Consider the following 25,490-nt stretch of genomic DNA (forward strand, 5'->3'; position numbering starts at 1 on the left):
GTGTGGCCTATCCACCGAACCGCACGACGCTGCGGCCTTCTGCGATGGCTTTCAGCAGGCATCCCACACAAACGGGTTCGCCGGGCTCCGGCGTGCCGTTGACGGAGATCGAGTTCGTGCCGCCACCGGGCTTTTGATTCATCGGACCCTTGATCAGAATGGCGACCCCATCAAGCGTGATACCTGACGCATCGATTCGGATGGTTCCTCCCGGCCCCTTGATAGTCAGGCTCTCTGCCGCTTGGCTCTCAAAAACCTTCGTGCGCTGCCGGATCGCCTGCCCCGCCTGCAGTTCCGAGTGCCCCTCGACCGTATGCTCCTGGTGTCCGCCTATACTCACCCAATGATTCGCTGCGGTCTTGTCGCGGCGGTTGTTGCCCACTTCCTCGGTGCGGTCCTTGGCGGTGTGGATGATGTGATTGCGCCCCACGGTCAAACAGTCATCCCGCCCTATGTCATGCCGCCGGTCCTGGCCGATGTTGACCTGTTCGTCGTTGCCCACCGTCTCCATGCGGTCGTGGCCGATGATGATGGCTTCATCGTTCTCGACCTGCTCGCTGCGGTCATGGCCCACGAACGTCGACTCGTCGTTGTTGACGTGGATGTTCTGGTCCTTCTGCGCGTGGACGTAAATTTCTTCCTGGTCCTTCTCGTCTTCAAAACGCAGTTCGTTGTACCCCTCGCCCTTGTGGGTCTTGCTCTTGATCGTCATCCGCGTCTTATGTCGCGGCAGTTCGTAGGGCGGCAATTGCAGGCGGTTGTAGGCGCGGCCGGTGATCACAGGCTGGTCCGGATCCCCATCGAAGTAAGAGACGATGACCTCCTGCCCAATGCGCGGGATGGCCAAGTGGCCCCAGGTGGCGCCGGCGATGTCCTGTGAAACGCGGATCCAGCAGGAGCTGCGTTCGTCGTCCTTGCCGAGCCGATCCCACGGGAACTGAACCTTCACCCGGCCGTACTCATCGGTATAGAACTCTTCATTGGGCGGGCCGACCACCATGGCGTTCTGCGGGCCATCGATGCGGGGCCTGGGTAGCGGTTCTGCCCGCCATTCGGCGTCGTCCGGGACCAGTTCGGCTTCGTAGCTGTAGTGCGTACCCATCTGGGCTTGTGCGCTTTCCTCGGCCTGACTCGTGTGTTGGATGCCCCGGTGGACAATGCGCACCGGACGCCAGCCTCGGTTCAGGTCTTCGCGCGGATGATCGGCGAGGGTGAATGAAATGCCTGGCTGGAGCCGCGGGTCATCGCCTTCAACGAAGGCGACGCGCGAATCGCGGCGATGGCCGCGCAGGCGGTTCTCGGCGAAGGGCTTGCCGGCTTCGTCGAACTTGGCCCGAGCGGGATAGTCGTAGCGCTCGTAACGGCGGCCTTGGTGGTCCAGATCTCGGCCATCCCGGCTGTGCTGGTGGGTGTAGCGCGGATGGTGAAAGGTGTAGTCGCGCTGGGTCTGGCGCGCGGTGCGCACGTTCTCGGTGTACGAGAAGCGGCGCAGCGCTGGCCGCGGCTGGTCGCCGCCGGGCGTCGGGTTGTACTGAACCGGTTCATCACCGACGCGGCCATGGATGAACAGGCGGTCGCTGTGGATCAGCTTATGGCCCTCGGCGGCATGGCGGAAGGAGTAGACAAAGCCTTCCTCGCGCATGATGCGCTCGACGAAGTGATAGTCGGTGTCGCCGGCCTGCACGCAGTATTCGCGCGCCTGGTGTTCGGTGGTGCTGCGCTGCTCGTAGTCCTGATTGAGGCCATGCGCCTTGAGCACCGCCTCAGCGATCTGCGGGACGCTTTGCGACTGGAAGATGCGCCAGTCGGAACTTAGCTTCAGACGCGCGAGGCGCGGCTCGACGATGGCGGAATACCGCGTGCGCCGAAAGCCCGTGTCGCCCTGGACGAACGACGAGACCGCGCCGTGCACGTAGCGCACGGGCTTGGAGCCGTGCCAGATCGTAAGCAACGCGGCGCGGCCCAGCACCAGGCCGAAATCGATGGCGGGATTGGCGCTGGCCAGGTTCACTTCCAGCAGGAAGGTCTCGGACAACCCTTCCTGCAGCGTAAATTCAATGACTTCAAATGACTCGTCGCCAATGATGAAAGTGAACCGCAGATCGGATTGAATAGGAATGACGTGCTCCCGCAGCGACAGACCTTTCGCACTTGCCATGAGCGCGCGGTCCGCCTATGGAAACGCGTCCGCTGCAAATGAAGAATTTCGCAATGGACGCGAATGGAATACGAGGTCCATTACGTCACACGATCGAATCTATGGATATCAGAAGACTCTTACTTTGATCGGGGGCATCTGAAGAGAGCATTCGTCGCCGAGGCTCGACGAGCACTTTTCCATTAGCGCGGCTGCGCCCTATTCCCACGCCGTATAAAAAAAACCCCGCGTCCCAAAAGACGCGGGGTTTTCTGTTTCAACCGGCCAATCAGTTCTTGGCCAGACGCTGCCACGTATCGACAACGGTGTCCGGATTCAGCGACATCGACAGGATGCCTTCGTCCTTCAGCCACTGCGCGAAGTCCGGATGGTCGCTGGGGCCTTGGCCGCAGATACCCACGTACTTCTTGGCGGCCAGGCAAGCCTTGATTGCACGGCGCAGCATGAACTTGACGGCTTCGTCGCGCTCGTCGAAGTCGGCGGCCAAGAGTTCCATGCCGGAGTCGCGGTCCAGGCCCAGCGTGAGCTGGGTCATGTCGTTCGAGCCGATGGAGAAGCCATCGAAGTACTGCAGGAATTCGTCGGCCAAAATGGCGTTGGACGGAACCTCGCACATCATGATCAGCTTCAGGCCGTTTTCGCCGCGCGCCAGGCCGTGCTTCGCGAGCAGGTTCACGACCTTCTCGGCCTGACCCAGCGTGCGCACGAACGGCACCATGATTTCGACGTTCGTCAGGCCCATTTCATCGCGCACCTTCTTGAGCGCTTCGCATTCCATGCGGAAGCACTCGGCGAAGTCTTCAGCGATGTAGCGCGACGCGCCGCGGAAGCCCAGCATGGGGTTCTCTTCCTCGGGCTCGTAGCGCGAGCCGCCAACCAGCTTGCGGTATTCGTTGGACTTGAAGTCCGACATGCGCACGATGACCGGCTTGGGGTAGAAGGCGGCGGCGATGGTCGCCACGCCTTCAGCCATCTTCTCGACGAAGAAAGCGCGCGGGCTGGCATGGCCGCGGGCGGCCGATTCCACGGCCTTCTTCAGCTCGCCGTCCACGTTCGGGTAGTCCAGGACCGCCTTCGGGTGGATGCCGATGTTGTTGTTGATGATGAATTCCAGGCGAGCCAGGCCGACGCCGCCGTTCGGAATCTGGGCGAAGTCGAACGCCAGTTGGGGGTTGCCCACGTTCATCATGATCTTCAGATCGATGGCGGGCATGTCGCCGCGGCGCACTTCCTCGACCTCGGTTTCGATCAGGCCGTCATAGATGCGGCCTTCGTCGCCTTCGGCGCACGACACGGTCACGGCCTGGCCTTCCTTGAGCAGGTCGGTCGCGTTGCCGCAGCCCACCACCGCCGGAATGCCCAGCTCACGCGCGATGATCGCCGCGTGGCACGTGCGGCCGCCGCGGTTCGTCACGATGGCCGAGGCGCGCTTCATCACGGGTTCCCAGTTGGGATCCGTCATGTCGGTGACCAGGACGTCGCCCGGCTGGACCTTGTCCATGTCGGAGATGTCGCCCACCACGCGCACCGGACCCGAACCGATCTTCTGGCCGATGGCACGGCCGGTGATCAGGACCTGGCCGGTCGCCTTCAGGCGGTAGCGCTGCTGCACGTCATTGACGCCCTGCTGCGACTTCACGGTTTCCGGACGCGCCTGCAGGATGTAGATCTTGCCGTCGATGCCGTCGCGGCCCCACTCGATGTCCATCGGACGCTGGTAGTGCTTTTCGATGATGACGGCGTAGCGGGCCAGTTCGTTGACCTCGTCGTCGGTCAGCGAGTAGCGGTTGCGCTCGGACACCGGCACATCCACCGTGCGCACGGCACGGCCTTCGGGGCGCTCGGGATCGAATTCCATCTTGATCAGCTTGGAGCCGATACGGCGGCCGACGATGGGATAGTGGCCCTGTTCCAGCGTGGGCTTGAAGACGTAGAACTCGTCGGGGTTGACGGCGCCCTGCACGACGGTTTCGCCCAGACCATACGAGGACGTGATGAACACGACGTCCTGGAAGCCCGATTCGGTGTCGATGGTGAACATGACGCCGGCGCTGCCCTTGTCGGAACGCACCATGCGCTGGATGCCGGCCGACAAGGCGACGTCGGCGTGGGCGTAGCCCTTGTGCACGCGATAGGAAATGGCGCGGTCGTTGTACAGCGACGCGAACACGTGGCGGATCTTGTCCAGCACGTCATCGATGCCCACGACGTTCAGGAAGGTTTCCTGCTGGCCGGCGAACGAGGCGTCGGGCAGGTCTTCCGCCGTGGCGGAGGAGCGCACGGCAAACGAGCCCTTGCCGTCAGCATCGAGCTTGGCAAAGGCTTCGCGGATCTGCGATTCGAACTCGGGCGAGAACGGCGCGTCGACGATCCATTGGCGAATCTGCGCGCCGGCGGTGGCCAGCTCGCGCACATCTTCGGGATTCAGCGTGGTCAGGCGTTCGGCGATCCGCTTGTCCAGGCCGGAGGCCTTCAGGAAGTCGCGGAAGGCGTCAGCGGTCGTCGCAAAGCCGCCCGGCACGCGGACACCCGCGCCAGACAGCTGGCTGATCATTTCGCCAAGAGATGCGTTCTTGCCTCCTACCGAGTCCACGTCCGTCATGCGGAGCTGCTCGAACAAAACAACATACGACATTGAAGTCACCTTTTACAATGGAATGAAAGCGAGTTTGGTCAATGGCTGGATCGTGCTGTTTTTGATGCCGGAAAAACCGCGTTTTCCGGCCTTCACAGAACCGATTTCAGACGCTGACCAAACTGGCCTTGGACCGCCCTTGGGGTGACTTATAGGGGCCTGATTGTACTCGGTGGAGTACGTCCGGCCATCTGCCTGGTTGGAATTTTTTACACATGACATCTACCCCTATCGTACGCACGGTATACATCGTTTCCGACAGTACCGGCATCACCGCGGAAACGTTCAGCCAGTCCGTGCTTTCGCAGTTCGAAGAGGTCAATTTCAAGCCCATCCGGCTGCCCTTCGTGGACACGCTGGAAAAGGCTGCGGAAGTCGCCATGCGGATCGACCGGAGCGCCCAGGACGCGGGCGTCCCGCCCATCGTTTTCAGCACCCTGGTCAACCCGGAAATTCTGGCCCGCGTTCGACAGGCGAACGGAATTTTCCTTGATCTGTTCGGCACATTCGTCAGCCACATCGAGCAAGCGCTGGGGTTGAAGTCCAGCCATTCCATCGGCCGGTCGCATATGCAGGCCAACTCGGAAAAATACCGGAACCGGATCGACGCCATCAACTTCAGCCTGGCGCATGACGACGGCCAGTTCGTGAACCAGCTCGATCAGGCCGACGTGATCCTTGTCGGGGTCTCGCGCTGCGGCAAGACGCCCACCAGCCTGTATCTGGCCATGCAGTACGCCATCAAGGCCGCCAACTTCCCGTTGACGCCGGACGACTTCGAACGCGGCACCCTGCCCTCCACCATTGCGCCGCACCGCGCCAAGCTGTTCGGCCTGTCGATCCAGCCGGAACGCCTGGCGGAAGTCCGCAACGAACGCCGCCCCAACAGCCGCTACGCCCAACTGGAACAATGCCGCTACGAAGTGGCGGAAGCCGAACGCATGATGCGTCGCGAGGGCATTTCCTGGCTGTCCAGCACCACGAAGTCGATCGAAGAGATCGCCACCACGGTGCTGCAGGAGGTTGGACTGGATCGCGGATAAAAAAGGGCGCGCCAAGGCGCGCCCTGCTTCTGCGGCGGGAAATCAGGGACGTAGCTTGACGCGTTCGCGTGATCCGGCGCCCCAGTACTTCAGCGGCGAAAGTTCATGCTGAGCCACCGCTTCGGACTCTTCCAGACGCATATCCTGCCGGCCCACGCTGCCGTTGCCGGTTGCGCCTTCGATGCTCAGACGCACGTACCGCGTCTGGCCTGGGCCAGGGTGAACGACAGCGACTCGCCGTCGCGCAGCGTATCGATCTCGTACTTGCCCGCGGGGCGGTTCACGTAGAAGAAACTGCCCGGCTTGGACCGGCCAACCTTCATGCCATTGTCGCGCAGATACGGCTGACTCGACACCACGCCAAGCGGCGCCGGCGGCTGATAGAAATAGATGCGGCCGGTGTCCGGAACCATGACGGGAATGGTGCCCGCCACATCCTTGTAGCGGGGACCGCCGCAACCGGCCAACAGGGCGGCGCCCAACGCGGCGGCAGCGATCATCTTGAAACTGCGGGTCATCGGATATCTCTACTGTCAGAGACTAGCGCAGGCCCGAAACCTGCTCGGACGAAGCGGCGCCCCAATAGCGCATCTTCAGGAGTTCGGCCTCGGCGACTTCCGGGGGATCCACCAGTTCCATGGACAGCTTGCCGACAGTGCCGGTGCTGCCCAACGATTCGGCCGTGATGCGCACGTAACGCGTCTGGCCGGGGTCGAGCTTGAAGCTGACGCCATCCCCCGTCCAATACAGGTTGGTCACGACGTAATTGCCCGCCGGACGGTCCACGAAGAAGAAGCTGCCCGGCTTGTTGCGGCCGACGACATCCTGGTTCACGCGCAGCTTATGCTGCGCCGACGCGGCAGCCGAGGGCTGGGCCTGGGGCTGGTAGAAGTAGATGCGCCCATTGCCTTGTTCCACGGGCGGCATGCGCCCCTGCAAGGATTGATACTGCGCGCCGGCACAACCGGCCAATGCGACCACCGTTGCGGCCGTCGCCGCCAATTTCAGCCAGATCTTCATTGACGCATTTCCACAGGCAAGGTGACAGGACGGTTGAGCGGCAGATAAGCCGTTTCGCCGGGCAGGTAAAAGCCGACAAGCTTTCCGGAAGACGCCACGAGGTAGGCCTCGCCCTGGCGCCGCGTCTGGACGGTGAACAGCCCGTCGAGCGCACGGTAGACGTCACCGTGCGGCAGGGCTCCCACACGCTGCCATTGCGACGCCGCCGGCAGATTGGCGATGCTGTCGTTGGGCAGTTGGGCGCTGACCATGCGAGACAACTGGATCACGCTGACCGGCTCTGAAGCCGCAACGGGAACCAGGCTGACCTTCTGCGTGGAGACGGACATGCATGCGCTCAAGGACAGCATGCCCGCGAAGGCCAACGCCGCAAACCTGCCTAAGCGGGCTGCGCCCGCGACTTTCGGAACTACCGACGACACCATTGTTACCCCGGCTACGAACGAAGTGCGTAAGTATAGAGGTGCGTCAGAACTCTACAAAACGTGTCGCGCGATCAATAGCGCAGCGCCTCGCGTTCGCGGTTGGTGGCGCCCCAATACCGCAGTCCGGACAGGGCTTGCTGCGCAGCCTCGGCCGAGGGTTCCAGGCGCAGCACCTGCTTGCCGCCGTCGATGTCGACCCTCACGTACTGGGTCTGCCCTGCCACGAGCGGCACCACCAGCGGGTCCTTGCGCTCCTTGCGATCCGTTGACGTGATCACGTCGAGCGTGCCGGCGGCGCGATCCACAAAAAAGAAGTGGCCGGCCTTGGATTTGCCGACGCGGGCGTTGTCCACCAGGATCGCCGGCGGCCGAACCTTGTCGCCATTGGCCGTCTTGGGCTGGTAGAAATAGATCCGGCCTTCGCCCGGCTCCAGCGCGGAGATCTTTGCCGACACGTCGGCGTATCGCGGCCCGGCACAGCCCGCTAGCAAGGTTGCGGCGCCCAGCGCAGCCAGGCTCAGTTTGATCCAGTTCTTCATGTATCCCCTCCCCGGGTTCAGATAAGCGGGCAGCGCATCCTGAACGCGGCCCATGTTGCATGAGCGCGGCAGTATACGGGGAAGGCTCCGCCTTCAATCGCCGGAAAAGCGGGGGGGTCCTGCGCCGGATCAGGCGGGGCTGCGCACGCTCGCCTGGCGCCGCTGCTCGAACAGGCAGATCGCCGCGGCGGCGCCGACGTTCAGCGACTCCACGGCCGCGGCGTCATGCGGAATGCGTACCTTCAGGCTGGCGGCCGCCAGCAGCGCCGGCGCGACGCCCTGGCCTTCGTGGCCAAAAACCCATGCGCACTGTTCAGGCAGGCGGTCCGCGAAAAGATCGCGCGAGCCGTCCAGGGCGGTCGCCACCAGCGGCACGCGCAGGCGGGGCAGCAGAGCCTCCAGGTCGGCGTGCTCGTGGATCTCGAGAGCAAAGTGCGCGCCTTGGCCACTGCGCAGCACCTTGGGCGACCACGCCGCCGCCGTCCCTGTTGCCAGGAACACGCGCTTGATGCCCGCTGCGGCGGACGTGCGCAACAGCGTACCCACGTTGCCGGGATCCTGGATACGGTCAAACAGGACGCAGGTTTCATCGACCTGCGCAGGCAGCGCCGGAACGGGCGGCGTGACCAGGAAGGCAACGCCCTGCCCGCTTTCCACCGCAGCCACGGCGTGCATCAGCCGCGCGTCCAGCGCGAGGCTGACGTTGTCCGGCACGGCCGCGGCAAGCGCGGCGATATCGGGCTGGGACAGGCGGTCCACGTCGAAGATCGCCCGCTCCGGTGGGCCGTAATGTTGCAGCCAGGCCTGGCACAGATGGACGCCGTCGAGCAGCACGGGTGCGCCGCGCTTGCCGGCCGTGCCGGCCAGCTTGACCAGCGCCTTGACCGCCGGGTTGTCCCGGGAACTGATGTGCTTCATGAAACCAGGCCGAAAGCCTTGATGGGAGCAAAGCTGCGCCGGTGTTCGGCGCACGGGCCGTGCTCGCGCAGCCGTTGCAGATGCAGCGCCGTGCCATAGCCCTTGTGCTGATCGAACGCGTACTGCGGATACAACGTATGCAGGCGCAGCAGGTCCGCGTCGCGAGCGGTCTTGGCGAGAATGGAGGCGGCCGAGATGGCAGGCACGAGCGCGTCGCCCTTGATGACGGTTTGCACGGTGCAGCGCAGCTTGGGCGCCTGATTGCCGTCAACCAGGGCCAGTTGCGGCACCATGGCCAAGCCCTGCACCGCGCGCTGCATGGCCAGCATGGTGGCGCGCAGGATATTCAGGCTGTCGATTTCGGCGACGGTGGCGCTGGCGATGCACCAGGCGAGCGCCCGTTCCTTGATCTGCAGCGCCAGTTCCTCTCGGCGGACCGCGGTCAGCACCTTGGAATCGGCTAGCCCGCCGATGAATCGTGACGGATCAAGAATGACGGCGGCCGCGTAGACCTCGCCTGCCAGCGGGCCGCGGCCGGCCTCGTCAACGCCTGCGGTCAGCAACGCAGGCTGCTCTGGCGCCACGAAAAGCTCAGGCTGCTCCATCGGCCACCTCCAGGATCGCCTGCGCGGCCAGCGCCGGCGTATCGCGCAACAGGTCTTGGTGCATGGCGGTAAACCGCGCCTCCACGCGAGCGATCAGCGCGTCGTCGGTCAACGCCTGCCAAGTCGCTTCGGCCAGTTTATCGGGCGTCGCGTCGTCCTGCAAAAGCTCAGGGACAACAAAGTCACGCAGCAGCACGTTGGGCAGACCCACCCACGGCAGATACGGGCGCTGCTGGCCGGACTTCCAGGCCATGATGCGCCGCATCCACGGCGACAACACGTAGGAAATGACCATGGGCCGCTTGAACAGCGCCGTCTCGAGCGTGGCGGTGCCGCTGGCGACGAGGACCGCCGTGGCGGCTTCCATGACGGACCAGGCCACCGGCGCCTTACGGTCGCCGCCCTCGCCGTGCAGGTCCTGCGCGGTGACGCAGCGCAGGCCGGGCACCGGATGCTGCGCCAGGATTTCAAGGAACTCAGCCCGCCGCTGGTCATTGACCATGGGCACGATGCACTGCAAGGCCGGATCTTTCTTCAGCAGTTGCTGGGCGGCTTGCAGGAAGCGCGGCGCCAGCAGGCGGATCTCGGACGAGCGGCTGCCGGGCAGGATCGCCAGCACGCGGGCGTTCTGGTCGATACCCAGGCGTTCGCGCGCGGCGGCGCGGTCGGGCTGCATCGGCACGGCGCCGGCCAGCGGATGGCCCACGTACGTAACCGGAATGCCTTCTTTGCGGTAGATCTCTTCCTCGAACGGAAACAGCACCAGCATGTGCGATACCGATTCGCGGATCTTATGAATGCGTTCGTAGCGCCACGCCCAGATCGAGGGCCCAACGAAATGCACCGTCGGCGTACCCGCCTGCCGCAACTGATGCTCAAGGCGCAGGTTGAAATCGGGCGCGTCGATGCCGACGAACACAGCGGGCCGCTCGGCCAGCCAGCGGCGTTTGACGTCGCGGTAGGTGGCCAGCAGGCTGGGCAGGCGCTTGAGCGCGTCCACGTAACCGAACACGGTCAGCGCGTGCATCGGGTGCCAGGCTTCAAAATCACGGGCCTGCATCTGCGGCCCGCCAATGCCTTCGCAACGCACGCCGTTGTCGCGCGCTTGCAGACCGGCAATGATGCGCCCGGCCAGCAGGTCGCCCGAAGGCTCGCCGGCCACCATGCCGATCCGGGTGCTCATGGGCGGATGATGCCGCGGGAGGCGACGTCCAGGAAGTCCAGCAGCGTCTGCAGGTGTTCCGCGGCTTCGGGGATGGCCTGCTGGCGGTCGCGCAACTCGGCGCGCGCCGCGTCCAGGGACAAGCCCCGGCGGTAGATGATCTTGTAGGCTTCGCGCAGCGCCGAAATGGAGGTGGCGGAAAAGCCGCGGCGCTTCAGGCCTTCGACGTTGACCCCAACCGGGCGGCACGGGTTGCCGGCGGCCAGGACGAACGGCGGCGTGTCCTGCATGAGCGAGCTGTTGCCGCCCGTCATGGTGTGCGCGCCCACGCGCGAGAACTGGTGCACGCCGGTCAGGCCGCCGATGATTGCCCAGTCGCCCACGTGCACGTGGCCGCCAAGCTGCACCGAGTTGGCCAGGATCGTGTGGCTGCCGATGTGGCAGTCATGGGCCACGTGAACGTAGGCCATGATCCAGTTGTCGTCGCCCAACGTCGTTTCGCCGCCGTCTTGCGTGGTGCCGGTGTTCAGCGTGACGAATTCGCGGACCGTGTTGCGGTCGCCGATGGTCAGCCGGGTGGGCTCGCCCGCGTACTTCTTGTCCTGCGGCATGCCGCCGATGGAGCAGTACCGGTAGAACCGGTTGTCGCGACCGATGGTGGTCACGCCGTCGATCATGCAGTACGGGCCAATTTCGGTCCCCGCACCGACGGTCACATCGGGCCCCACCACTGCGAACGGGCCGATGACCGCGGTCGGGTCGATTTTTGCCGCCGGATCGACAACAGCGGTGGGATGGATGTTTCCTGCCATTTACTCTTCCAGGCTGCGAATCGCGCACATCAGCTTGGCCGACGCCACTTCCTGGCCATCGACGGTCGCGCGTGCTTGATACTTACAGATGCTGCGGCTCAGGCGTTCAGCTTCGACCTCAATGCGCAGCTGGTCGCCCGGAACGACGGGACGGCGGAAGCGCGCGCCATCGATGCCGACCAGGTAATACGCGGTCTTGGCGCCTTCGCACTTGAGGCCACCGTTCTCGTCCGTGAAGGAGAACAGCGCCGAGGCCTGCGCCATGGCTTCAACGATGAGCACGCCCGGCATCACCGGATGGTGAGGAAAGTGACCGTTGAAAAACGGCTCGTTGATCGAGACGTTCTTGATGGCGACGATGGACTTGCCAGGCACCATTTCCACAACACGGTCAATCAGCAGCATCGGGTAGCGATGCGGCAGCCTCTCCATGATCCCCTTGATGTCGAGTTCCATTTTTCTCTTCGTTCCTGCGAAATTAAATAAGGTGGCGGCGCGCGCGCGCCAGGGCGGCGAACGCGCCCTAGTCCTTTTCCAGCGTGCGCAAACGGCGGCGCAATTGCGCCAACTGTTGTATCACGGCGGCGTTGCGCTGCCATTCGCCATGCTCCGCGTACGGGAAGACCCCGGTATAGCGGCCAGGCTTGGAAATATTGGACGTCACAGCGGTGCCGCCCGAGATATGCACGTCGTCGCCCAGCACCAGATGGCCCGAAAGCATCGCGGCGCCGCCGATGGTGCAGCGCTCGCCGATGGTCGTGGAGCCTGCCACCCCGACGCACGCCGCCATCGCGGTATGCGCGCCGATGCGGCAGTTGTGGCCGATCATGATCTGGTTGTCGAGCTTCACGCCGTCAGCCAGAACGGTGTCTTCGAGTGCGCCTCGATCGACGGTGGTGTTGGCGCCGATTTCGACGTCGTCGCCAAGGGACACGCCGCCAAACTGCGGAATCTTGCCCCAGGCGCCCTTGCCCAACGAAGGATCCGGCGCAAAGCCGAAGCCGTCGGCGCCAAGCACCGATCCGCTATGCAGGATGACCCGGGCGCCGATCTTCACACCTTCGTACAGCGTGACATTGGCATGCAGCCGGCCGTCGGGACCGATGGACGAACCCGCGCCGATGACGCATCCCGGACCCAGCACCGTGCCTCGCCCGATGCGCACGCCAGCTTCAACGACGCAGTTGGGGCCGACGCGCACACCCTCTTCGATGATGGCGTCTGGCGCGACCACGGCGGAGGGATGCGTATCTGCGGGCAAGACGGGTCTGCGGGCAGTGTCAAACCACTGCGCGACGCGCGCGTAAAGCAGATAGGGATGCTTGCAGACGACCAATGCGAACGGCGGCCGGTCGGTGCCCTGGGCCTCAAGCGCCTCGGCGACGTCGGGAGAGACGATGACCGCCCCTGCTCCGGTTGCGCCAAGCTGGCTTTGATAGCGGGGGTTAGACAGGAAAGAGATTTCCTGAGGACCGGCCGAAGACAGGGTCCCGATGCCGCAGACCCGCATGGGGTCTGCGCCGGGAACCGCACTGATACGCCAGTCCATACCCTGGGTATTGGCGGCGCTCAACATTGCTTCGAGTGTCGGCGCGCGGGCAAGATCCAGTAAAACCGGCATGACTAGACGGGTATCGCTTTACTTGCCCAGGCTCTGAATCACCTTGTCGGTGATGTCGATGCGGGGGTTGACCGTCACTGCGTCCTGGATGATCAGGTCGTAGTTTTCCTGTTCGGCGATGCGCTTGATGGCGTCATTGGCCTTGGACACGATGCCCGAGAATTCTTCGTTGCGGCGGCGGTTGAAGTCTTCCTGGAATTCGCGGCGCTTGCGCTGCAGGTCGGTGTCCAGGTTGGCCAGTTCGCGCTGGCGCTTGACGCGGTCGGATTCCGACAGGACGGGCGCGTCCTTGTCGAACTTCTCGGCTTGCGAGCGCAGGCTGTTGTTCAGGCGTTGGAGTTCGTCGTCGCGCTTCTTGAATTCGGCTTCGATCTTGCTCTGGGCAGTCTTGGCCGGACCCGATTCGCGCAGGATGCGTTCGGTATTGACGAAACCGATCTTGGTGTTTTGCGCTTGGGCGGGGATCGCGGCAGCCGAACCGAGAATGAGCGCACCCACCAGGGCAATGGAGCCGCCCAGCTTGCCACGGCGCTTCGCGCCCAGCGTCTTCGATGATTTAAGTGCGAAATCAGACATCATGAAAATCTCACCTTCCAGTAAGGCAAAGCCAAAGTGTGTATTGTGCCACTAAACAGCAAGGACGCTGGGCCGGTGGGCCCTGCCCTTGTTTTCAAGAGTAACGCCTCGCTTAGAATCCGGTCCCGATCTGGAACTGGAAGCTTTGCTTGTCGTCGCCCGGCTTGGAATTGAGCGGCCGCGCATAAGACAACTGCAGCGGACCCATCGGCGATTGCCAGGACAGGCCCACGCCCGCCGAGAAACGCCAGCCGCACGGATCTTCGACCTCGGTATTGTCCCGGCCGCCCGTGCAGGAGAGGCCGCTGCCTGCGGACACCTGACCGGCGTCGCTGAAAATGAACCAACGCAACGTGCGGTCCTTGGACGCGCCCGGGAACGGCAGGTAGAGCTGGGCGTTTGCCACGATGCGGCGCGTGCCGCCCAGGTAGTCGCCCGTCTTGACGTCGCGCGGACCCAGCGACGAGCCTTCATAGCCGCGGACGGTGCCGATACCGCCGGCATAGACGTTCTTGATGACCGGGTAATCGTTGCTGCCGTAGCTCCGGCCCCAATCAACCATGCCGTTGAGCGCCAGCGTGTACGAGCCGCCCAGCGGCACGTAGTACTGCTGCTGCGCCGTCAGCATGGTGTATTGCAGGTCGACGGTCGACAGGTCGGCCTTCAGGCGCGTGTACGAACCCTTGGTCGGCGCCAGCGCGCTGTCACGCGTGTCCTTGGACCAGCCGGCGCTGAAAATCACCGAATTGGTCGAATCGCCATACTGGTCGACGAAGTGCTCGTAGGCCGCCGGCGAGTTGTTGTACAGGTCGATCTGGTTGCGTTCGAAGTTGGCGCCCAGGAAGACGCGGTCATACTCCGAGATCGGGATACCGAAGTTCATGCCGAGGCCCATGGCCTTGACGCGGTAGTCACCGTCGTTGTTGTTCCAGGGCTCGGTCACGCGGTAGTACGCGGACGTGGTGCGGCTGATGCCGTCCTTGGTCCAGTACGGATCGGTGTGCGACAGCACCACCGCGCGGTTCGTCTTGCTGGTGTTCAGTTGCAGCGTGAGGTTGGTGCCGCTGCCGAAGACGTTGTCTTCGCTGATGCCAGCCGACAGAATCGCCTTTTCGGACGAGCCGTAGCCCACGCCCAGGTTGATCATGCCGGTGGGCTTTTCCTTCACGTCGACGTTGACGTCGACCTGGTCGGGCGAGCCCGGGACCGGATCGGTCTTGACGTTGACGTCGCTGAAGTAACCCAGGCGGTCGACGCGGTCGCGCGAAGTCTTGATGTCGGCGGCGTCGTACCAGGCGGCTTCCTGCTGGCGCATTTCGCGGCGCACGACTTCGTCGCGGGTACGGGTGTTGCCGCCGATCTGGATGCGGCGCACATACACGCGGCGGCTCGGATCGACGTAGAAGGTCAGGTCGGCTTCGTGCTTGGCGCGGTCGAGCTGCGGGTTCGGGTTGACGTTGGCGAACGCGTAGCCCAGTTCACCCAGGTAGTCGGTGATCGCCTTGGCCGAATCGTTGGTCTTGGCGGCCGAGAAGGTCTCGCCAGCCTTGATCTGCACCAGGTCGTTGATTTCCTTGTCCAGGCCCAGCAGGTTGCCCGCCAGCTTTACGCTGCGCACCTTGTAGGGCTCGCCTTCATGGACGGTGATCGTGATGCGGATATCCTTGCGGTCCGGCGAAATGGTGACTTGCGGCGGCTCGACCGAGAACTCAAGGTAACCCTGATCCAGGTAAAACGAGCGCAGGCGTTCGAGGTCGCCCTCGAGCTTTTCGCGCGAGTATTTGTCGGTATCCGTGTACCAGGTCAGCCAGCCCGGGGTGGTGAGCTTGAATTCGTCCAGCAGATCGCTTTCGGAGAAGGCTTTATTGCCGACGAAACGAATTTCCTGGATGCGGGCGACCGAGCCCTCGAACACATCGAAACTGACGCCGACGCGATTGCGCGGCAGCGGCGTGACGGTGGAGGTGACTTCGACGCCGTACTTGCCCTTGGACAGATACTGCTGTTTCAGTTCGTATTCAGCGCGCTCGAGCATGGAGCGGTCGAAAATGCGGCCTTCCGCAAAACCGACCTGGGCGAGCGACGTGGTGATGGCCTTGGAGTCGAACTCGCGCATGCCGTTGAAATTAACGGAGGCGATGGTCGGACGTTCCTGGACGACCACGACGACGACATTATTGTCCGTCTGGATCTGAACGTCGGTGAAAAAGCCCGTGCCATACAAGCGGCGAATGGCTTCAGTGGCTTCTTCTTCGGTGAATTTCTCGCCGACTTTGACGGGAAGATAACCAAAGACGGTGCCGGCGTCGGTTCGTTGAATACCCTCTACGCGGATATCCCGCACGACAAAGGGTTCGAAGGCGTGGGCCAAGGCCGGCAACATCAACGCGGCGGCAACGAGACCCGGCAGTACACCCTTTTTGTGTTGAAACATCCGGCGAAAAGACATCCTTGAGTATCCTCGGTCGTGCAAATGGCGGGGGATTTTATGCCAAATCGCGTTCAAGTGAACAAACGCGTGAAATCGTTGAACAGCGCAAGCCCCATAAGGCTTGCCAATATGCCTATGCCAGCGCGTTGTCCGATGTCGATCCATCTGGCAGGCGGGGGGCTGCCCCGCACAATTTCGACGAGATAGTACAGCAGATGGCCACCATCCAGCATAGGAATGGGAAGCAAATTTAAAACGCCAAGGCTGATACTGATCAATGCGATATAGGCGATATACGCAACAATGCCAATCCGGGCGGTCTGACCGGCATAGTCGGCAATCGTGACCGGACCGCTGACATTGCGCCACGACACGTCGCCCGTCACCATCCGGCCCATCATGCGCAGCGAAAACCAGGCGGTATCCCAGGTGCGGACGGCGCCGCGCCACAGGCTGTCGAAGACGCCATAGCGCACCGTCACCATCGGCACGTTGCCGCCCAGCTGCACGCCGACGCGGCCGATCTCCTGGCCGTTGACGACTTCGGGGCGCGGCGTGACGTTCAGAGTGACGCTGGCGCCGTCGCGCACCACGGTAAGCGCAAGCGGCTTCCCGGCGCTTTCCTGAATTTGCTTGACGAGTGCGCCGGTATCGGGCGCCGGCTGGCCATTCACGGCCACGACAAGATCGCCGGCGCGCAGGCCCGCTGCCTGCCCTTCACCGCCGTCGATCACGGCGCGCACCGCGGGCTTGGGTTGAGCCAGACGAACACCAGCGGCGGCGAGCGGGTCGCCCTCGGCCGGGTCCATCGTGTTGGGGGGAAGGTCGAGTTCGCGCTGCTGAACGGCGCCGGACGGGGTGCTGACCTCGATGCTGGCGCGCCCACCGGTGGACATCACGTCCATCAGGCGCCAGCGGGCGTCGGACCACGATGCGACTTCCTGGCCGTCGATGGCCAGGATGCGATCGCCGCCCAGCAGACCCGCGCGGGCGGCAGGCGTCTCGGCGGCGGGCGGCGCGATGATGGCGACGGGCTCCTCGGTGCCGGCCATATTCAGGCCCGCATAAAGAAACACCGCAAGTATCAGATTGAAGATGGGACCGGCCGCCACGATGGCGATGCGCTGCCCGACCGGCTTGGTGTTGAATGCCGACGCCGCCACCGCGGGCAAAGCCCCGGGCGGCGCGTCGTCCAGCATCTTGACGTAACCGCCCAGCGGCAGCGCGGAAACCGCCCATTCGGTGCCGTGCCGGTCGGTGCGGCGCAGGATGACCTTGCCAAAGCCGACTGAGAAACGCAGGACCTTCACGCCACACAGGCGGGCAACCCAATAGTGCCCAAGCTCATGGAAAATGATCAGTGAGCCAAGCGCTACGGCAAAGGCCAGCAGGGTGAAAAGCATGGGGTCGGAATCTAGGAAATCAGAGGCAGGCGCGGCCCGCTATCAGGCCAGTCCGAGGTTGCCCGAAAAGGCGCGCGCCTCGGCGTCAAGCGCAAGTACGTCGTCAAGACTGCTGAGCGTAACAGATGCCTGCCGTGCTTGCCACTCGAGCGCCGCCTCGATGACCCGCGGAATCCAGGTATAGGCGAGCCGGCCTTCCAGGAAGGCGTCGACCGCAACTTCATTCGCGGCGTTGAGCGCCACGCAGGCGCCCTGCCCCGCCCGCATTGCGGCGAACGAATGGGCCAGGCAAGGAAACCGGGTCAGATCCGGCTTTTCAAAGTCGAGCCGGCCGTGGCGGGTCAGGTCCAGCGGACCGACGCCGCTCTCGATGCGATCGGGGAATCCAAGACCGTAGGCAATGGGCGTGCGCATGTCGGGCTGTCCCAACTGCGCGAGAACGGAGCCGTCGTCGTACTCAACCATCGAATGGACGACGCTCTGCGGGTGCACCACCACGTCGATCCGATCGGCGGGCATTGCGAACAGCCAATGGGCTTCGATGACCTCCAGGCCTTTGTTCAGCATGGTGGCCGAGTCGACGGAGATCTTGCGGCCCATGCTCCAGTTGGGATGGGCGCAAGCTTGCTCGGGCGTCACGTCGTGCAGGTCTTCGAGATCGCGCCCGCGGAACGGGCCGCCTGACGCGGTCAGCAACAGGCGCCGCACACCCTTTGCCGGACTATGCGGCGCATCGGCGCGACCTTGGTGCGGCAGGCACTGGAAGATGGCGTTGTGTTCGCTATCGATAGGCAGCAGTTCGGCGCCGTTATCGCGGATTGCCTGCATGAACAGCGTTCCGGCGGCAACCAGAGCCTCTTTATTGGCCAGTAATACGCGCTTGCCTGCACGCGCGGCGGCCAGCGCAGACGGCAAGCCTGCGGCGCCGACGATGGCGGCCATGACGGCGTCGCATTGGGGATCCGCGGCCGTGTCGGCCAGCGCCTGCGCGCCGACGCGGATCTCGGGCATGGGCTGTCCGCCCGGCCACGCGTCGATGAATTTCTGACGGGCGGCGGTGTCGGGCACCACCACGACGGCGGCCCGGCTGGCCAGCGCCTGCTCGGCAAGGCGCTGCATCCGGCTGTGCGCCGACAACGCATAAACCGCCATCCGCTCCGGGTGGCGAGCAATTACGTCCAGCGTGCTTTCACCGATGGATCCGGTCGATCCCAGCACGACGACACGTTGAAAAGCCGTCAAAACAAGACTCCAGACAAAAGTAGCGCGAACGGCGCGACGGGCAGGATCGCGTCGATGCGGTCATAGACGCCGCCATGGCCAGGCAAGAGCGTGCTGGAATCCTTGCGGCCCGCGCGGCGCTTGAGCAGCGATTCGAACAGGTCTCCCACAATGGACAGCACGCCCAGAACAGCGGCGATCGGCAACGCAAGCCAGAAGGTCCAGCGTTCGACCAGGGCATGACCGAAGGTGCCGTCCCACAGGCTGGACAAGCCAATCCACACCACCGCGCCCAGGACGCCGGCAATGGCGCCTTCAATGGTCTTGCCGGGACTCACGCGCGGAGCCAGTTTACGCTTGCCGAAGGCCCGGCCGGCAAAATATGCCGCAATATCAGCCACCCAGACGAGGGCGAGGAGGGACACGACGAACACCGCGCCGCGCGCCACGTACATCTGGGCCAGAACCGCCCAGGCGGCAAACGCGGCCGGCACGGAGAAGACCGACCAGGCCAGGCTGGCCGGCGGCGCATCGGAACGCCCGCGCACCACGGCGGTCACGCCGCCAAACAGCCAGACGGCCGAGACGGCAGGAACCAGGTAGCGCAGCACCCAGCCCGGATCGCCGGCGCCGCTACGGTCGCCCGCCAGCCAGGCGGAGGTCAGCACCAGCATGCCGGCGAACAGCAGCACGGCCACGCCGATGGAAATGACGGGGGATGGCGGTTGCGGCAGCGTCAGGCGCAGCCACTCCCAATTGGCGCAGGCGGCCGCAAGGGCCAGCAACGCGACGAACCACCATGGATTGGCGCTCGCCATGGCGGCGGCCAGAATGGCCAACAAAACGACGGCGGTAACGATACGCTGGCCCAGCATGTGACGGTCTCCTCTTGTGCTGCCTGGAAAGACGCGCGCGTCGCGATCAGCCTATTTGGCGGCGGCTTCGCTGACTTGGGCGCTGGTGCGGCCGAAGCGGCGCTCGCGCGTGCGGTACCAATCAAAGGCGGCCATGAGTTCATTGGCGCCAAAATCCGGCCAATAGCGATCCGTGAAGTAGAACTCCGCGTACGCCATCTGCCAGATCAGGAAATTGGAAATGCGCTGTTCGCCGCCGGTGCGGATGAACAGGTCGGGCTCGGGAGCCCATGCCATGGAAAGATGCCTGGAAAGGCGCTCTTCGTCCACCCGGTCAGGGTGCGCCGCGAGGTCGGGCTCGGCCGCCAGCATGGCGCGGGTGGCTTGCAGGATGTCCCAACGGCCGCCGTAGTTGGCGGCGACAGTGAGGTGCAGCCGGTCGTTGTGCGCGGTGCGTTCCTGGGCAGCGGCAATGAGCTCGCGCAGGCGCGGCTCGAAGGCGCTCAGGTCGCCGATCACGTGCAGACGCACGCCCTGCTCTTGCAGCTTGCCGACTTCACGCTCAAGCGCCTGCACGAAAAGGCGCATCAGCAGCGAAACCTCTTCGGCCGGGCGACGCCAGTTCTCGGAACTGAACGCGAACAACGTCAGGTAGCGCACGCCCGCGCGTCCGCAGGCCTCGACCACGCGCCGGACGGCCTGCACGCCCTTGGCATGCCCGGCAGTGCGAGGCAGCAGGCGCCGCGTCGCCCAGCGACCGTTGCCATCCATGATGATGGCGACGTGCTCGGGGATGTCACGGATATCGGGGACCGCCTGAGTCGAACTGGTTGCCATTAGTTTGGGGACTGCGCGCGGCGGACCGGCGAAAAAGACGAATACGGGAAAAAACCTGCGCCGTCGATTCCATCGCTACGAGGAAGTACCGCGAGGCAATGGACGGGACGGCGCATGTGCAACGTAATCCTGACGCCACGCGGGCCGCAATGCGGCGCCTCGTGGCGTGCTGGGATTATACGGTCATGATTTCGGCTTCTTTCTGGACGACCATCTTGTCGATGTCGGCGACGGCGCGATCCGTCAGCTTCTGGACGTCATCTTGCGAACGACGCTCGTCATCCTCGGAGATTTCCTTGTCCTTGACCAGCTTCTTGAGCGCTTCGTTGGCCTCGCGGCGCAGGTTCCGCACCGCGATCTTGGCGTCTTCGCCTTCGCTACGCACGACCTTGGTCAGGTCACGGCGGCGCTCTTCGGTCAGCGCGGGCATCGGCACGCGGATCGTGTCGCCCATGGAGATGGGGTTCAGACCCAGGTCTGACTCACGGATGGCCTTTTCGATCGGGCCGGCCATGTGCTTTTCGTACGGCTGCAGGCTGATGGTGCGGGCGTCGACCAGGTTCACGTTGGCGACCTGGCCCACCGGCACGGGCGAACCGTAGTATTCGACCTGCACGTGGTCCAGGATGCCGGTGTGGGCCCGGCCCGTGCGGATCTTGGCCAGGTTGGTCTTGAGCGTATCAAGCGACTTGGCCATTCTGGCCTCGGCGGATTTGCGGATTTCTGCTGCGCTCATGGAATTTCCTTTTCTTTAAACGTGTACCAACGTGCCTTCGTCCTCGCCGCTCACGACTCGCTTGAGCGCGCCGGACTTATTGATCGAAAACACCTTGATCGGCAGTTTCTGGTCGCGGCACAGCGCAAAGGCAGTGGCGTCCATGACTTCCAGACGGCGGACGATCGCCTCGTCGAAGCTGATGCGCGCATAGCGCGTTGCGGTGGGATCCTTGTTGGGATCCGCGCTGTAGATGCCGTCCACTTTGGTGGCCTTCAGCACGATCTCCGCGCCGATCTCGGCGCCGCGCAGTGCCGCAGCCGTATCGGTGGTGAAGAAGGGGTTGCCGGTGCCCGCGGCGAAGATCACGACCTTGCCCTCTTCGAGGTAGCGCAAAGCCTTCGGCCGGATGTAGGGCTCGACGACCTGATCGATATTCAGCGCGGATTGTACCCGGGTGTCGATACCCTTGTGCTTGAGCGCGTCTTGCAGCGCAAGCGCGTTCATGATGGTGGCCATCATGCCCATGTAGTCGGCGGTCGCGCGGTCCATGCCCTGCGCACCCGGGGCGACGCCACGGAAGATGTTGCCTCCGCCGATGACGATGGCCAGTTCGACGCCCGTGGCGGCGACTTCAGCGATCTCATCGGTCATACGGACGATGGTGGAGCGATTGATGCCGAATGCATCGTCGCCCATCAGCGCCTCGCCGGAAAGTTTGAGAAGAACCCGTTTGTATGCCCTGCTGCTCATAGGTGATATCCCGAAGAACAATCCGACGAAAGTGTAAGTCAAGAATGGGGTTGACCCCCAGCGCCGCGCCCGCAAGGCGGGTTGGGCGCCCCCGAGGCGTCTGCCTTCGGGGCCCATGCGGCGAAAAAGGCCGGACTAGAATTTAATCTAGCGCCGGCCTTTAAGCACTACCTAGAGGTCAGGCGGCGCCAGCGGCGGCGGCGGCAACCTCAGCGGCAAAGTCGCTGGTCTTCTTCTCGATACCTTCGCCGACGACGAACAGCACGAACTTGCTGATCGACGCGCCCTTTTCCTTCAGGTGCTGTTCGACCGTGTGCTTGTCGCTCTTGACGAAGGGCTGCGACAGCAGCGTCACTTCCTTCAGGAACTTCACGACCGAGCCTTCCACCATCTTGGCGACGATGTCGGCCGGCTTGCCGGATTCAGCGGCCTTCTGCTCGGCAACCGAGCGCTCGGCGGCGATGTCGGCCGGGTTCACGCCGTCGGCGTTCAGGGCCTTGGGCTTGGTGGCGGCGATGTGCATCGCCAGGTCCTTGCCCACTTCTTCGGCGCCGGTGTATTCGACCAGCACGCCGATCTTGCCGCCGTGCACGTAGCTGGCCAGCGAGTTGGCGGTCTCGATGCGCTCGAAGCGGCGGATCGAGATGTTTTCGCCGATCTTGCCGATCAGGGCGGTGCGGGTGGTTTCGACGGTGCCTTCACCGTACGGCAGCGCCGACAGCGCGGCGACGTCGGCCGGGTTCTGCGTCGCGACCAGTTCGGCCAGCTTGTTCACGAAGCCGACGAAGTCGTCGTTCTTGGCGACGAAGTCGGTTTCGCAGTTGATTTCGATGACGGCGCCCTTCTTGGCGTCGGCGGAGATGAAGAGACCGATCAGGCCTTCGGCGGTGACACGGGCAGCAGCCTTGCTGGCCTTGTTGCCCAGCTTGACGCGCAGGATTTCCTCGGCGCGGGCCAGGTCACCTTCGGCTTCCGTCAGGGCCTTCTTGCATTCCATCATGGGCGCGTCAGTCTTTTCGCGCAGTTCCTTGACCAGGGCAGCGGTAATTTCAGCCATGTTTGCTCCAAATTTTGCTAAGACACGCCCCGGCGGGCCGGGGCTGTGATTTGATTCGATGGGACGCCCGCACTGGGCGGGCCTGGAAGATGGGAGCCCAGCTTCGCAGCGCCGGCGGGGCGGAAACGGGCCGGTTTCGGCGCCGCTTCCAGACCTTACCCGCCGGACATGACAACCGGCTTAGGCCTGGTTGTCTTGAACTTCGACGAACTCTTCCTGACCTTCGCCCAGTTCTTCGACCAGACCGTTCAGGTTTTGCTCGCGGCCTTCCAGGACGGCGTCGGCGATGCCCTTGGCGTACAGCGCGATGGCCTTGGCCGAGTCGTCGTTGCCGGGGATGACGTAGTCGATACCCTCGGGCGAGTGGTTGGTGTCAACCACGGCGACCACGGGGATGCCCAGCGTCTTGGCTTCGGCGATGGCGATCTTGTGGTAGCCGACGTCGATCACGAACATGGCATCGGGCAGACCGTTCATGTCCTTGATGCCGCCGATCGACTTGTTCAGCTTGTCCAGTTCGCGTTGGAACAGCAGGCCTTCCTTCTTGATCATGCGCTCGGCGCCGCCTTCGGCGACAACGGCTTCCATGTCCTTCAGGCGCTTGACCGAGGTCTTGACCGTCTTGAAGTTGGTCAGCATGCCGCCGAGCCAGCGGGCGTCGACGAAGGGCATGCCGCAACGGGCGGCTTCAGCGGCGACCAGCTCGCGAGCGGCGCGCTTCGTGCCGACGAACAGGATGTTGCCGCCGCGAGCAGCCAGCTGCTTCACGAACTTGGTGGCTTCCTGGTACTTATCAACCGTCTTTTCGAGGTTGATGATGTGAATCTTGTTGCGGTGGCCGAAGATGTACTGCGACATCTTGGGGTTCCAATAACGGGTCTGGTGACCAAAGTGGACACCCGCTTCCAGCATTTCGCGCATCAAAGACATTTAATTCTCCAAGGGTTGGTTTCTTGCGCCGCACCTGCATCAGCATCCTGCTGACACCCTGGGTGGTGTTGCGCGCGATTTCCCGCAAAAACGCGGGATGACAAAAATTTTAACCGGGCCGGCCGATCACTGCCGCAATAACTACGACGCTCCAGGCGTGTTGCCTGTAGCGGCGCGCCTTTAACGACTTCTACTACGCTGCCGCGATAAACCCAGACGGCCGCCACACGACAAGAGACTTGCATTGCGCCTGTCCGACACTCCAGGAGTTTCCTGGAAGTTTCTTCGAGACGCACCCGGAATTGTTTTGTTGGCGGCGAAATCCAGTTCTTCGCAAACGTAGCCGCAAGGCCCGCCCGCGCATCAGGCCGCTGTGGCAGTTCTTAAGGACCCCTTTCAGGATGCGCCTTTCAGCACACGCTTTTCAGCACACGCATCTAAGCAAAATTCCAAGAACTTAATCCAGCGCCCATACCGAACCTGCATCGCCGCTCGAAAACACTTCCGGGCTTGCAAGCACACCGCGCCCAGCCAGTGTCAGCATCCATGCCCCAAGCTTCATGCCAAAAGCTTCATGCCCTAAGCGCATCCAGCCGGATCTCCGTTTGTCGCCCACTTTTTCCTCAACACCAGCAGCCTGCCCGAATTCGCTCCACAACCTTCGCTTGCGGTGAAACTTCAGGGCTTGCCGCGGGATCTCAAGAAAGAACCGCGCGAAACCAGATTTCCTGCCGGGTGTGCACTAGAACCTCTGCTCTAGACCTGTGCTTTGGACCCAAAGGCCAGCACCCGCCGGGTTTGGCTGGGAGCCCGGATGTTCCCACCCTGACGGATGTTCTTGTCCTGACTCTTCTTGCCGGTAACCCGATTGCTCCCCAAATTTTTAGGGAAGCCTATAATTCTACTATTCTTTCAAGCAGACATTCAAGCGACTCGTCGCAAGCATTCCATGGGCACAATCACCAATCCGGCCGACCTGGCCAAGATGCGCGCCGCCTGCCAGGACGCCGCCAAAGTTCTCGATTTCATCACCCCGCACGTCAAGCCGGGGGTCACCACGGGCGAACTCGACCGCCTGTGTCTGGAATACCTGACCGACGAGCTCAAGGTGAAGTCCGCCACGGTCGGCTATGCGCCCCCGGGCTACCCGCCCTTCCCCGGCGCCATCTGTACCTCGGTCAACCATCAGGTGTGTCACGGCATCCCGGGCGACAAGGTCCTGAAAAACGGGGACTCATTGAATATCGACGTCACCATCATCAAGGATGGCTGGTTTGGCGACACGAGCCGGATGTACGCAGTGGGCGAACAGTCCATTCTGTCCCGGCGTCTGTCCGACATCACGTTCGAGTGCATGTGGAAAGGCATCCAGCAGGTCAAGAACGGCGCCACGCTGGGCGACATCGGCAATGCGATCCAGAAGCACGCCGAATCGAACGGCTTCTCGGTGGTGCGTGAATTCTGCGGCCACGGCATCGGCGAACGCTTCCATGAAGACCCGCAGGTGCTGCACTACGGCAAGCCCGGCACGGGCGTGAAGCTGGTGACCGGCATGCTGTTCACCATCGAGCCCATGATCAACGCCGGACGCCGCGAGATCCGCCAACTGGCCGACGGCTGGACCGTCGTCACCCGCGACCACAGCCTGTCCGCGCAATGGGAACACGCCGTCTGCGTGACGGAAACCGGCTACGAGGTCCTGACCCTCTCGCCCGGCATGCCCCAGCCGCCCGCGTTCATCACCGAACCCATCGTCATTCCCGCCGTCTAAAGCC

At 63.6% G+C, this 25,490-nt stretch carries 26 protein-coding genes; 2 read left to right on the forward strand and 24 right to left on the reverse strand.

All coding sequences use genetic code 11. The features are described 5' to 3' along the window. Positions 1-7: 7 nt before the first annotated feature. A complete protein-coding gene (locus B3098_RS20485; protein ID WP_286898705.1) occupies positions 8-2,158 on the reverse strand; it encodes a type VI secretion system Vgr family protein in 2,151 nt (716 codons plus the stop codon). Between the two features lie 268 nt (positions 2,159-2,426). Further along, positions 2,427-4,793 (reverse strand): phosphoenolpyruvate synthase, encoded by a 2,367-nt coding sequence (gene ppsA, locus B3098_RS20490; RefSeq protein WP_175121919.1) that lies wholly within the window; start codon positions 4,791-4,793, stop codon positions 2,427-2,429. Positions 4,794-5,008: 215 nt separating this feature from the next. Here ppsA and ppsR point away from each other — a divergent pair, with 215 nt between their 5' ends. Next, entirely contained in the window at positions 5,009-5,836 is an 828-nt protein-coding gene (ppsR, locus tag B3098_RS20495; protein ID WP_175121920.1) for a posphoenolpyruvate synthetase regulatory kinase/phosphorylase PpsR, read from the forward strand. Positions 5,837-5,878: 42 nt separating this feature from the next. Here the strand turns inward: ppsR and B3098_RS20500 are convergent, their stop codons facing one another. The 22 genes from B3098_RS20500 to B3098_RS20605 all read right to left on the reverse strand — a co-directional run bounded on the left by B3098_RS20500 (position 5,879) and on the right by B3098_RS20605 (position 24,373). Further along, positions 5,879-6,031, reverse strand: coding sequence for a hypothetical protein (locus B3098_RS20500; protein WP_286898706.1), 153 nt, complete (start codon positions 6,029-6,031; stop codon positions 5,879-5,881). Next, positions 6,022-6,354 carry a hypothetical protein gene (locus tag B3098_RS20505; protein ID WP_286898707.1) on the reverse strand — a complete coding sequence of 111 codons (333 nt, stop codon included), beginning with the start codon at positions 6,352-6,354 and terminating at the stop codon, positions 6,022-6,024. The genes B3098_RS20500 and B3098_RS20505 overlap by 10 nt, the downstream gene beginning before the upstream one ends. A 22-nt stretch (positions 6,355-6,376) precedes the next feature. Next, a complete protein-coding gene (locus tag B3098_RS20510; protein WP_218343559.1) occupies positions 6,377-6,856 on the reverse strand; it encodes a DUF2846 domain-containing protein in 480 nt (159 codons plus the stop codon). Continuing rightward, positions 6,853-7,185, reverse strand: coding sequence for a hypothetical protein (locus tag B3098_RS20515; RefSeq protein WP_286898708.1), 333 nt, complete (start codon positions 7,183-7,185; stop codon positions 6,853-6,855). The genes B3098_RS20510 and B3098_RS20515 overlap by 4 nt, the downstream gene beginning before the upstream one ends. A 167-nt stretch (positions 7,186-7,352) precedes the next feature. After that, positions 7,353-7,820, reverse strand: coding sequence for a DUF2846 domain-containing protein (locus tag B3098_RS20520; RefSeq protein ID WP_218343557.1), 468 nt, complete (start codon positions 7,818-7,820; stop codon positions 7,353-7,355). A 129-nt stretch (positions 7,821-7,949) separates the two neighbouring features. Further along, positions 7,950-8,738 carry a TrmH family RNA methyltransferase gene (locus B3098_RS20525; RefSeq protein ID WP_286898709.1) on the reverse strand — a complete coding sequence of 263 codons (789 nt, stop codon included), beginning with the start codon at positions 8,736-8,738 and terminating at the stop codon, positions 7,950-7,952. Beyond that, positions 8,735-9,343: a ribonuclease HII gene (rnhB, locus tag B3098_RS20530; RefSeq protein WP_286898710.1), complete on the reverse strand. Its 609-nt coding sequence runs from the start codon at positions 9,341-9,343 to the stop codon at positions 8,735-8,737. Before rnhB ends, B3098_RS20525 begins: the two co-directional genes overlap by 4 nt. Continuing rightward, positions 9,330-10,526 carry a lipid-A-disaccharide synthase gene (lpxB, locus tag B3098_RS20535; protein ID WP_286898711.1) on the reverse strand — a complete coding sequence of 399 codons (1,197 nt, stop codon included), beginning with the start codon at positions 10,524-10,526 and terminating at the stop codon, positions 9,330-9,332. The genes rnhB and lpxB overlap by 14 nt, the downstream gene beginning before the upstream one ends. Further along, on the reverse strand, positions 10,523-11,317 hold the full coding sequence (gene lpxA / locus B3098_RS20540; protein ID WP_175121924.1) for an acyl-ACP--UDP-N-acetylglucosamine O-acyltransferase: 795 nt from the start codon (positions 11,315-11,317) through the stop codon (positions 10,523-10,525). Before lpxA ends, lpxB begins: the two co-directional genes overlap by 4 nt. Beyond that, positions 11,318-11,773: a 3-hydroxyacyl-ACP dehydratase FabZ gene (gene fabZ, locus B3098_RS20545; protein ID WP_006385190.1), complete on the reverse strand. Its 456-nt coding sequence runs from the start codon at positions 11,771-11,773 to the stop codon at positions 11,318-11,320. Between the two features lie 67 nt (positions 11,774-11,840). Next, the gene (gene lpxD / locus B3098_RS20550) at positions 11,841-12,938 is read right to left on the reverse strand and encodes a UDP-3-O-(3-hydroxymyristoyl)glucosamine N-acyltransferase (RefSeq protein WP_279974683.1); all 1,098 of its coding nucleotides are present in this window, start codon (positions 12,936-12,938) and stop codon (positions 11,841-11,843) included. An 18-nt stretch (positions 12,939-12,956) separates the two neighbouring features. Continuing rightward, a complete protein-coding gene (locus B3098_RS20555) occupies positions 12,957-13,517 on the reverse strand; it encodes an OmpH family outer membrane protein (protein WP_175121926.1) in 561 nt (186 codons plus the stop codon). 109 nt (positions 13,518-13,626) lie between these two features. Next, the gene (gene bamA / locus B3098_RS20560; RefSeq protein ID WP_175121927.1) at positions 13,627-15,963 is read right to left on the reverse strand and encodes an outer membrane protein assembly factor BamA; all 2,337 of its coding nucleotides are present in this window, start codon (positions 15,961-15,963) and stop codon (positions 13,627-13,629) included. 53 nt (positions 15,964-16,016) lie between these two features. Continuing rightward, positions 16,017-17,348 carry an RIP metalloprotease RseP gene (gene rseP / locus B3098_RS20565; RefSeq protein ID WP_286898712.1) on the reverse strand — a complete coding sequence of 444 codons (1,332 nt, stop codon included), beginning with the start codon at positions 17,346-17,348 and terminating at the stop codon, positions 16,017-16,019. Positions 17,349-17,390: 42 nt separating this feature from the next. After that, the gene (locus B3098_RS20570) at positions 17,391-18,590 is read right to left on the reverse strand and encodes a 1-deoxy-D-xylulose-5-phosphate reductoisomerase (RefSeq protein ID WP_175121929.1); all 1,200 of its coding nucleotides are present in this window, start codon (positions 18,588-18,590) and stop codon (positions 17,391-17,393) included. After that, positions 18,587-19,444 (reverse strand): phosphatidate cytidylyltransferase, encoded by an 858-nt coding sequence (locus B3098_RS20575; protein ID WP_175139162.1) that lies wholly within the window; start codon positions 19,442-19,444, stop codon positions 18,587-18,589. The genes B3098_RS20570 and B3098_RS20575 overlap by 4 nt, the downstream gene beginning before the upstream one ends. A 51-nt stretch (positions 19,445-19,495) precedes the next feature. Then, positions 19,496-20,260: a polyprenyl diphosphate synthase gene (gene uppS / locus B3098_RS20580; protein ID WP_175121931.1), complete on the reverse strand. Its 765-nt coding sequence runs from the start codon at positions 20,258-20,260 to the stop codon at positions 19,496-19,498. Positions 20,261-20,435: 175 nt separating this feature from the next. Further along, positions 20,436-20,996: a ribosome recycling factor gene (gene frr, locus B3098_RS20585; protein WP_056316760.1), complete on the reverse strand. Its 561-nt coding sequence runs from the start codon at positions 20,994-20,996 to the stop codon at positions 20,436-20,438. 15 nt (positions 20,997-21,011) lie between these two features. Continuing rightward, a complete protein-coding gene (gene pyrH / locus B3098_RS20590) occupies positions 21,012-21,728 on the reverse strand; it encodes a UMP kinase (protein WP_054425864.1) in 717 nt (238 codons plus the stop codon). Positions 21,729-21,906: 178 nt separating this feature from the next. Continuing rightward, positions 21,907-22,785, reverse strand: a complete 879-nt coding sequence (tsf, locus tag B3098_RS20595; RefSeq protein ID WP_092582300.1) for a translation elongation factor Ts — start codon at positions 22,783-22,785, stop codon at positions 21,907-21,909. Positions 22,786-22,965: 180 nt separating this feature from the next. Then, positions 22,966-23,715, reverse strand: coding sequence for a 30S ribosomal protein S2 (rpsB, locus tag B3098_RS20600; RefSeq protein WP_175121932.1), 750 nt, complete (start codon positions 23,713-23,715; stop codon positions 22,966-22,968). Between the two features lie 457 nt (positions 23,716-24,172). Further along, positions 24,173-24,373 (reverse strand): hypothetical protein, encoded by a 201-nt coding sequence (locus B3098_RS20605; RefSeq protein WP_286898715.1) that lies wholly within the window; start codon positions 24,371-24,373, stop codon positions 24,173-24,175. Positions 24,374-24,664: 291 nt separating this feature from the next. Between B3098_RS20605 and map the strand changes: the two genes are divergently transcribed. Further along, positions 24,665-25,486, forward strand: a complete 822-nt coding sequence (gene map, locus B3098_RS20610; protein WP_175121933.1) for a type I methionyl aminopeptidase — start codon at positions 24,665-24,667, stop codon at positions 25,484-25,486. Positions 25,487-25,490 lie beyond the last annotated feature (4 nt).

It is taken from the genome of Achromobacter sp. UBA2119 (genome assembly GCF_002331005.1).
GTDB classification, from domain to species: domain Bacteria; phylum Pseudomonadota; class Gammaproteobacteria; order Burkholderiales; family Burkholderiaceae_B; genus Achromobacter; species Achromobacter animicus.

Bases quoted from the DNA above. Each gene is read 5' to 3' on its own strand.
- frr (WP_056316760.1), bottom strand. From the start codon at position 20,996: ATGAGCGCAGCAGAAATCCGCAAATCCGCCGAGGCCAGAATGGCCAAG.
- bamA (WP_175121927.1), bottom strand. From the start codon at position 15,963: ATGTCTTTTCGCCGGATGTTTCAACACAAAAAGGGTGTACTGCCGGGT.
- lpxB (WP_286898711.1), bottom strand. From the start codon at position 10,526: ATGAGCACCCGGATCGGCATGGTGGCCGGCGAGCCTTCGGGCGACCTG.
- B3098_RS20555 (WP_175121926.1), bottom strand. From the start codon at position 13,517: ATGATGTCTGATTTCGCACTTAAATCATCGAAGACGCTGGGCGCGAAG.
- ppsA (WP_175121919.1), bottom strand. From the start codon at position 4,793: ATGTCGTATGTTGTTTTGTTCGAGCAGCTCCGCATGACGGACGTGGAC.
- B3098_RS20525 (WP_286898709.1), bottom strand. From the start codon at position 8,738: ATGAAGCACATCAGTTCCCGGGACAACCCGGCGGTCAAGGCGCTGGTC.
- fabZ (WP_006385190.1), bottom strand. From the start codon at position 11,773: ATGGAACTCGACATCAAGGGGATCATGGAGAGGCTGCCGCATCGCTAC.
- B3098_RS20520 (WP_218343557.1), bottom strand. From the start codon at position 7,820: ATGAAGAACTGGATCAAACTGAGCCTGGCTGCGCTGGGCGCCGCAACC.
- lpxD (WP_279974683.1), bottom strand. From the start codon at position 12,938: ATGCCGGTTTTACTGGATCTTGCCCGCGCGCCGACACTCGAAGCAATG.
- B3098_RS20485 (WP_286898705.1), bottom strand. From the start codon at position 2,158: ATGGCAAGTGCGAAAGGTCTGTCGCTGCGGGAGCACGTCATTCCTATT.
- B3098_RS20515 (WP_286898708.1), bottom strand. From the start codon at position 7,185: ATGTCCGTCTCCACGCAGAAGGTCAGCCTGGTTCCCGTTGCGGCTTCA.
- rnhB (WP_286898710.1), bottom strand. From the start codon at position 9,343: ATGGAGCAGCCTGAGCTTTTCGTGGCGCCAGAGCAGCCTGCGTTGCTG.
- pyrH (WP_054425864.1), bottom strand. From the start codon at position 21,728: ATGAGCAGCAGGGCATACAAACGGGTTCTTCTCAAACTTTCCGGCGAG.
- rseP (WP_286898712.1), bottom strand. From the start codon at position 17,348: ATGCTTTTCACCCTGCTGGCCTTTGCCGTAGCGCTTGGCTCACTGATC.
- map (WP_175121933.1), top strand. From the start codon at position 24,665: ATGGGCACAATCACCAATCCGGCCGACCTGGCCAAGATGCGCGCCGCC.
- tsf (WP_092582300.1), bottom strand. From the start codon at position 22,785: ATGGCTGAAATTACCGCTGCCCTGGTCAAGGAACTGCGCGAAAAGACT.
- ppsR (WP_175121920.1), top strand. From the start codon at position 5,009: ATGACATCTACCCCTATCGTACGCACGGTATACATCGTTTCCGACAGT.
- rpsB (WP_175121932.1), bottom strand. From the start codon at position 23,715: ATGTCTTTGATGCGCGAAATGCTGGAAGCGGGTGTCCACTTTGGTCAC.
- B3098_RS20510 (WP_218343559.1), bottom strand. From the start codon at position 6,856: ATGAAGATCTGGCTGAAATTGGCGGCGACGGCCGCAACGGTGGTCGCA.
- lpxA (WP_175121924.1), bottom strand. From the start codon at position 11,317: ATGGCAGGAAACATCCATCCCACCGCTGTTGTCGATCCGGCGGCAAAA.
- uppS (WP_175121931.1), bottom strand. From the start codon at position 20,260: ATGGCAACCAGTTCGACTCAGGCGGTCCCCGATATCCGTGACATCCCC.
- B3098_RS20505 (WP_286898707.1), bottom strand. From the start codon at position 6,354: ATGACCCGCAGTTTCAAGATGATCGCTGCCGCCGCGTTGGGCGCCGCC.
- B3098_RS20575 (WP_175139162.1), bottom strand. From the start codon at position 19,444: ATGCTGGGCCAGCGTATCGTTACCGCCGTCGTTTTGTTGGCCATTCTG.